We start from the raw sequence: 8,023 nt of genomic DNA, 5'->3' as shown, positions 1-8,023 counted from the left end.
CCCACCCACAGTATAGTGCCGTACGGGTCGAATATATTCGCCAGTATTCCGGGCCCCACGGCTGTTTGCTTAAGGCCCGGATACATGCCCCAGAGCAACGCCCACAGCACGAAAACCAGCAGCCAGCCGGACGGTTTGGAGTCCGCTTCAGGCTCCGCAGATTTCCCCAGCAGATACGCGCCGAACGCATTAACCAGAAGGAACAGAAACGCCCGCAGCCCCTCGCCGGCGATCGCCGGCCTGAAAAAAGCCGCATGGCCCGAATAGGAAACAACCCAGCTTAAAACACAGGCAAAAATCCAGCCCGCCCACGGGATATCGGGCGGGCTGTATCTGAAGGTTATCGGTCCGTCACGCCAAAGCGCCGCTGTTTTAAACAGCGCCAGAACCAGCATCGCCGTGTTAAGCAGGACGATCTGGGTGTAATAAGGATTGCGTGTAAGCCCGGTAAAAAACAGCAGCGGCGCGACAAAAAAAACGGAAACGATCAGTATTCTGCGCCAGAAACCGCCGCCGGACTTTTTTGCGGAACCCGGCTTGTCAAGCTGCGCCCTGGCCGCCGGAGCGGAGTGTCGTTCGGTTTTTCGTTTTTGCGCCATTAAATCAATAATCCGCCCAAACCGCTAGTTCGATACCGCCGGCGCCATGCCCCGGCCCGGCCTGCCTGCTCCGCCAAGGCGGGCTTTAAGCTGGGCTATGATAGCGTCGGTCTGGCCAAGTTTTTTCGCGATATCGGGGTTTTCCGGATTGGCCTGCGCGTCCCTGACGATGAACGCTCTCGCCTCCTGGAAAGACGCGAGCGCGTCCTTTTCCTTGCCAACGCGCGCCTCAAACTCGGCGAGCTTGATGAAATCATCCGCGTTCTCATGCGTGTGGCCCGGCTCGTGGCAGTAAGGCGCGTAGAGATTGTCCTTGAGCTCCCGCTCCGCTTTTTCCACATTGCCCAGACTCATGTAAATGTTCGAGCGATGATAATAGGTGTACGGGAAAACAGGATCTATTTCATGATAAAGCTTGAAACTGCCCAACGCCATATCAAGGAATTTTTTGCCGTTCGCGGAATCGTTCTTCCTGAAATAATAGTCCGCCATTTTTACATACAGCTCGCCGACATGGTAATGCATCTGGACGTAATTCGGCGCGATTGTCTTCACATAATTGTATATATCCGTAGCGCGCTCATAATCGGTGCGGGGAGTGTCTTTTTTGTCGCCCCATTCCGGTTTGTATACGGAATCCATGTCCAGCCGGTCCTTGTGCACGTTCGCCCGGAAATAATACGCCATAATGAAATAGGGATTATACTTGTTGACCAGCTGGTAATATTTAAGCGCCTCGTCCCAGTTCTTGCTGCGCGAATTAAACAGCGCCAGATTGTGATAGACATCCGCCTTGAAAAACCCCCAGAAGAAATACATGGGCCACAACATCAGCAGCACAATCACGGGCACCAGCTTCGAAGCCGACAGGTAGATCCCGCGCACGAACATATAGCCCAGCCCCGCTATTATGCCGATAAACACCAGCCACGCGATATTCCACTGAAGCACGTCGCCCCGGCGTATATACATCGCCTGCGGCCCCTGCAATTCGGAAAATTGCCTGAACATCATGACAACAAAAATTCCCAGAACCAGCCACCCCGCAAAACGCATAATCCACAACGCCGGCCCGTCGCCGGGCCTGGAGTCCTTCTCCTCCCGCCGCTCAGACTGGGCGGCAAGCAGTTTGGCCCGGTCTTCAATTTCATGCACCTCGTACAGCGCATTGCCGCGCGACAGCACAATTATCAGGCCCGGCAGCAGCCCCAGATACACTCCGGACGACACGAACCGCATGCTCACGTCGAAAAAGTTATGGCACAGCATTCCGACAAAAGCGATCAGATAGCCCATCAGATCATACGCCCGGTTCGAAGCCAGGCCGGAACCCGAGCCTTTCTCGTCGGACGTCATTTCATTAAGCGCGCGCAGGCCCGTAAGAATGGTGAAGAACACAAGCCAGAGGAATATGCCGCCTCCTATAATGCCGTTATCGAACCATTGTTCGAGGTACTCGTCCTCCGCATGATCGGTTTCGGTATTGTGTTTGCCTTCGATATGGAAAATCTGCGGCCTGCGGAACGCCGGATAAATTACCTTGAAACTACCCGCGCCGGTGCCGATGAGCGGCCGGGTTTCTATCATTTCATAAGTCGAAAGCCATGTAAAAACGCGGAAATTGACCGACTGCATACGCTGCCCCGCGTACATTATTACTACAGAGAAACAACCCAGCATTACCGCAAGCCCGACAGCCACGATAGCGGGCCTGACCCATTTGCGCTCCTTATAATAATGCCGGAGAAAATACAGCGAATACACCAGCACGAACGCGAACAGGCCGATGGCAAACCCCACCCATGCGCCTTTCGTTTCGGTATACCACAGGCAGGTTAAATCGGCCAGCAGCAGAAGCACTATCGTCCAGTGCTTGCGCATGTTTTTCAGGAACTGAGCCAGCAGAATGAAAAAAATGATCACCAGATAATTGCCGAAAAAATTAGGATTGCCGTAAGTGGAAAATACGCGCGACCCGAACGCCCCGCGCCAGATAAACGGATCCAGGCTCATGCGCAGGCCGCCGTCGTCATTTGTCGGGTACATTTTGTAATCTATGATCTGCAAAACCCCGTACCCCAGCGTGATCCAGGCCGAAACAATAAGTATCCTGGTCACCAGATTGACGGATTTGAGGTTGAATTCCCGTATCACCATAAGCGACACGGTCATGTACACCATATAGCGGATGAAGTCATCCACGCTCGGCCCGCGGTACGGAGCCTGCAGGAACGAAAAAATTATATAGCCGGCGTAAGCGAGAAACGGCGCCAGCACCACAAAATCCGGTTTTCTGAACGCCTTTTTACCCTCGCTCGCCAGCAGGCAGCCCCACAGCGCTATAAGCGCCAGTCCGCCCATCTGGACCAGCGTTATTTTAATCTGCGCGGAATCATACGTCCGCAGATAGAACGCGTTTGAAACCAGCAGGTATAAAATCGGCAGCCACCAGATGATCGCCTTTCGCAAAAAACTTACGGACGGCGGAATTTCAAGCGCCAGATAGTCCTGGACTTTAGCTTTTGTCTTAGAGGTTTTGGCCATATGTCATTGACGGATGAAAAGAGAATAGCCGAGGATGGGAATCGAACCCACGACCTATCGCTTACGAAGCGATTGCTCTACCAGCTGAGCTACCTCGGCGTTTTTACTCATGATAATGTATGTGATAAGTATACAGAAAACGGAAACAGCAGGCAAGCGGCAAAACACAGGCCCCCCGCGAGCGAACGCGGGGGGCCGTTTAAAACAACTACCCAGTCATCAGGGACAGGCAACCCCTGTGGTCACCGTGGTTAACAGTCCCCCGGTAAACGTAAGAGAGGAACAGGCCGGGCCGGTGGTGCTTGTCACCACGGTGAAAGTAGTGTTAAGCCCGTTGTTGCCGTTTGCGCCGAACCCGCCGACCGCGGTAATTTTTCCGGTGGCGGAAACCGACGCCGCCGAAATCCCGTCAGTCACGTCAACCGTGCCCGCCATGACAGTGCCCGTGGTGGACATGTTGCCCGCGACCACGTCGCCCGTCGCCGCCACCGAATTGGCGGACAGCGCGGAAACGCTGGTATTGCCCGAACCGTCGCGCGTAACCACGGTATTGCCGGTATTGGAATATGTAGCCTGGCGCCAGATCGGAGCCGCTCCCGTTATACTGTAAAGCACCCGGTCCGCCGTATTGCCCGGCGAGGCCGTATACGCGGTTGCGCCCGCCGCCGATTGATACACGACCTGCCCCGTTCCGCCGGTCCCGCCGGTCAGATTGGTCGCGGAAGCCGCCGTGCCCGTAAGATCGCCGGTTATCGTGCCGGCTGAAAAATTGCCGCCCGCGTCACGCCGGACAATGGAATTAATTCCGCTGGTCGAAGTGGCCAGCGCCCACAGCGGCGTGGTGCCGGTACTGTAAAGCAGATAGGTGTTGCCGGCAGCCGGCGGCGCCAGGAAAACCGTGGCGTTCGAGCCGCTTTGATAGGGCAGATAACCCAGCGCGCCCGCCGCGATATTCGTGGAAATCAGGGCGGTGCCTTCCAGATTGCCGTACAGCTTGTTGAATGTCGAGTTGCCGCTCGCGTCACGCATGACAAGAGCGCTTGCGGTGTTGCCGCTGGTGGCCGTCAGCCATGCAGGCGACGCGCCGCTCGCGCTGTATAATACCGCATAGTTCGCGCTGGGCGTGGCGGTATAGGCGGTAACGCCGGCCGCCGTCTGATACGGCACCTGCGACGCGCCGCCGCCCGCCAAATGCGTCGCGCTGCTGGCCGTGCCCGTAAGACCAGCGGTTATCGTGCCGGCTGAAAAGTTTCCGCCCGAGTCGCGCATGACGATGGAATTGAACCCGCCGGTCGAAGTGGCCAGCGCCCACAGCGGCGTGGTGCCGGTGCTGTAAAGCAGATGTGTGCTGCCGGCTGCCGACGGCGGCAGAAATACCGTGGTATTGGCCGCGCTTTGATAAGGCAGATAACCCAGCGCGCCCGCCGCGATATTCGTGGAAACGGTGGCGGTGCCTTCGATAGCGCCGTAAATCTTGTTAAAAGTCGCGTTGCCGCTGGCGTCGCGGCGGACAATCGTATTCAGTCCTGCCGTTGACGTGGACAGCACCCAGCTCGGCGCGGCCGCGCCGTTCGCCTGCAGCAGATGCTCTGCCGAACCCTGCGCGGTAACCCCCATCGTGCCGGCGCCATTGCCGTAGAGCAGGCCGTACTGCGTGAAAGTGCCCGCGCCGGTCCCGCCCGATCCGACGGCCAGAGGCGAGTTGAGAGTCAGCGCGCCGGTCACGCTGAAAGTGGATTTTGAAGTGCCGCCGATCGCGGTCACTCCGGCAGGTTCGATATAAAGGTCATTCGCGGCGGTTATGCGCTTGGCGCCGGTCCCGGAAAAAGAAATCCCCGCGCCCGCGCCGGTAAACTCCAGCGCCGCCGCGCCTGCGAATCTGCTTACGAGCGTGCCGTCCGTCCTCACATCGAAATACGGCGAACTGAGCTTGAAACTGGTCGCCGCCGATATTTCCATGGCGGTCGAGCTGGAAAGAAACGAGGACACCCCGGTGGAAACAAACGTGCCCACGGTCTGGTTGAAAACGTTTATGTTGCTCAGCCACCGGTTCACCGTAAGGAACTGGGTACCGTTCACATAAAGATCAGTCGCCAGATTTACATGGGAACTGCCGGGATTGAGATTCAGTATTTTGTTATCCGTCGCCAGCGTATAGGAAGATACGGCTGTTGACGCAAAATCCATCCCGGCGATATTTTTCAGCGCGCCGGCGGACGTAAGACGCAAGGCGCCGTTCCCGTACAACCCGCCGGAAGTGTTGATATCGCCCTCCACTCCCAGCTTGAACCCGCCTGGCGTGGACGTGCCGATCCCCACCGACCCGGACGCGGTCGCCAGATAGGCGGATTTGCTTACCAGCAGCCCGTTTTCCACTATCGCGCTGTTGCCGCCGAACGGATTGGAAATCGAACGGGATCCGACCCTGAGATTGCCCAGAAGTATATGCAGCCGGTCCGCGGGATCGTCAGTGCCGATGCCCATATTGGCCACGCCCGCCGGACCCTCCTTGTTGCGTATGACCACATCCGCCTTGCCCGCGCCGACCTGAAGCACTACGCTGCCGATGCCGCTGTCCGTGCCTCCGGTTACAACCGCGTTGGTGGAGTTGGACACGGCCTCCGCCGTCGCCTGAACCGCTGAAGCGGAAGTTAAAAACGAATTGTCCGGGAAATAAATTCCCGCGCCGGTGCCGGAAACCCGCATGGAACCGGCAACGGTAAGCTGCGAATTGGAACCGAACGAGGAAGTGCCGACAGCTACGCGCCCGTCCGACGCGCTCACAAGCAATGACGCGGCCTCCGCGTCAGGATCCTGCTTTACCAGCAGTCCGCCTCCAGTAACAGAAAGCTGGGTTTCCGACGCGGTGGACAGCGCAAGCGCGATATTGCCGTCAGCGCTGAATTCCGCGCGGGCGGATTTGTTCACATACAGCGAAAGGTTGCTGTCGCCGCCAGTGGCAAACCGTGCGGCTTCGGTGCTGCCGCGGTAAAAATACAGCTCGCTGTCGGCGTTCGTGCCGACGGCGCCCTGGCCCGTTCCGGCCACAAGCGAAAGCCGCGCGTTGTCCGTACTTTCGCCGCCGACAATGAACAGGCCCTTCGACACATCCACAGCCGGCACTGCCGGATAACCCAGCGTGAACACATTGCTCGTGACATGCACGGGATTGAAAAACGTGTTCGTGCCCGTGAAGGTCTGCGTGGAACCGAGATACGCGCTTCCGTTCCCGTTCACCGAAATGCCGTTAATGACGTTGAGGGTTCCGTATATCGTGGTTGTGGGCAGTTCCACGCGGTTGTCGCGGCCGTAAGTGTAAGCCAGCAGATTGCCGTTAATCGCGGTATTGCTGGAATTTATCACCAGCCGGTCGGCCGGGTTGGTTAATTTCCCGACCGTAACGGAATTTTCAAAATACGCGCTGCCGTTCACATGCAGTTTGTACGACGCGCTCGGAGTGGAAATGCCGATGCCGACCGACGTGCCTGTGGACCCCTGAATAATCAAGGCGCCGGCCGGCGACATTATTTCCGCCGCGCCCGCGACGGGCGAACTGCCTCCGTGCGCGCCCACCACCACATCGCCGGACCTCAAGCCGCTCCGCACATACACGTCGGACGAAAAATAGACCCACGCGGAATGCGCGCCGTTGGAATCCGTCACGAAACCGTATGTGGAAACCAGAACCCGGCTCTCGCCCGCGGTTTCAAAAGACAGAGGCACGCCCGCGCCTGAAGCTTCTGTCCTGATCGCCAGGCTTGAGCCCGACATTTCAAAAACGCCCCGCGCGTAGGAGGCCGGATTGACGCTGGCCGTATCGCTGGCTACCGCGTACAGCTCTACCGCCGCTCTGCGGGCGGCCGAATCGGCCAGCGGCATCACGCGCAGCAATCCGTTGGGATAGGTCGCGGAATAACGGGACGAGGGCCGCACCGTCACGCCGGTTTTATGCAGCAGGCCGAAATAGGCCGGCGAAACCGAATCGGCGTAATGCCCTATATCGCCGTCCACCATAAGCCGGTGCTGAGGATTGGTTGAGTCGTACGCGCCTGCCGAACCACCCAGCAGCAGACTGCCGTTCGGATAAAAAGACGCCACTTTCCCCGCGCTGTAGCTGTTGACAAAAAATGTAATATGCCCGTCGGCCGAAGAAGCCGGCGCGCCCACCCCGACACTTACGTTGGCGCTGGAATAAACCGATGCCACCGAAGTCTGCGTGGAGCCGGTCCACTCCTGTCCGTTGATATAGATGCGGGTCGCGCTGAAGGAATCGGCATAGCCGTAAGTGGCTATCGAAGTGGACACGGTGATATTGCTGCCGTCCGCCAGCGCGGCCGCCACATAGGCGAAAGGAACCGAATGCATACGTTCGGCGGGGCTCAGCGCATCGTTATCCACGGTAATCTGGAGATATTTGCTGCCCGCCTTTCCGATAATGCTCATTGGCGGCTCGAACGAAGTGCCGAAAATGCCTTCCGTTACCGTCACGATCAGTTCCGGGGAGGTCCAGAGCACGTTGCCGCCGGTCGCGGCGTCCATAATCCGGAACACCATCGGCACGGTGCCGTTTACGGGAGCGTTGTTCTGTTCCAGCCGGCCCTGATAGTTTATAACGAACGGCACGGAATCGGCTTCCGCGTCGCCCGCCGCGGCATAAGGCTGCCAGAACGCCGCTCCGATAAGAATTGCACCCGCCAGTAATTTACGCATTTTCGCTCCGCTACTTGATAATGATAAGTTTGCCCGTTTTGCGCAGGCCGCCCGACTCGATCAGATAAATATACAGCCCGCTCGCCACATTCTGCCCGTCGTCGTTGCGGACATCCCAGGCGATATTGTCAACGCTGCTTGATTTCCTGATCGTTTTCACCAGCTCGCCG

General features: G+C 57.9%; 3 protein-coding genes and 1 tRNA gene. All 4 read right to left on the bottom strand.

The features are described 5' to 3' along the window. On the bottom strand, positions 1-599 hold a 599-nt coding region (locus PHW69_08990; GenBank protein MDD4005317.1), incomplete at its 3' end, for a hypothetical protein. A 24-nt stretch (positions 600-623) separates the two neighbouring features. Then, positions 624-3,143: an O-antigen ligase family protein gene (locus PHW69_08985; GenBank protein ID MDD4005316.1), complete on the bottom strand. Its 2,520-nt coding sequence runs from the start codon at positions 3,141-3,143 to the stop codon at positions 624-626. Positions 3,144-3,169: 26 nt separating this feature from the next. Continuing rightward, positions 3,170-3,242 (bottom strand) — tRNA-Thr (locus tag PHW69_08980). Positions 3,243-3,362: 120 nt separating this feature from the next. Continuing rightward, on the bottom strand, positions 3,363-7,853 hold the full coding sequence (locus PHW69_08975; GenBank protein MDD4005315.1) for a hypothetical protein: 4,491 nt from the start codon (positions 7,851-7,853) through the stop codon (positions 3,363-3,365). Between the last annotated feature and the right edge of the window lie 170 nt (positions 7,854-8,023).

Source organism: Elusimicrobiaceae bacterium (assembly GCA_028700325.1).
In the GTDB taxonomy this organism is placed as follows: Bacteria; Elusimicrobiota; Elusimicrobia; order Elusimicrobiales; family Elusimicrobiaceae; genus JAQVSV01.
The sequence above is the reverse complement of the archived record's forward strand: the minus strand, read 5'-3'. Positions and strand labels throughout refer to the sequence as shown.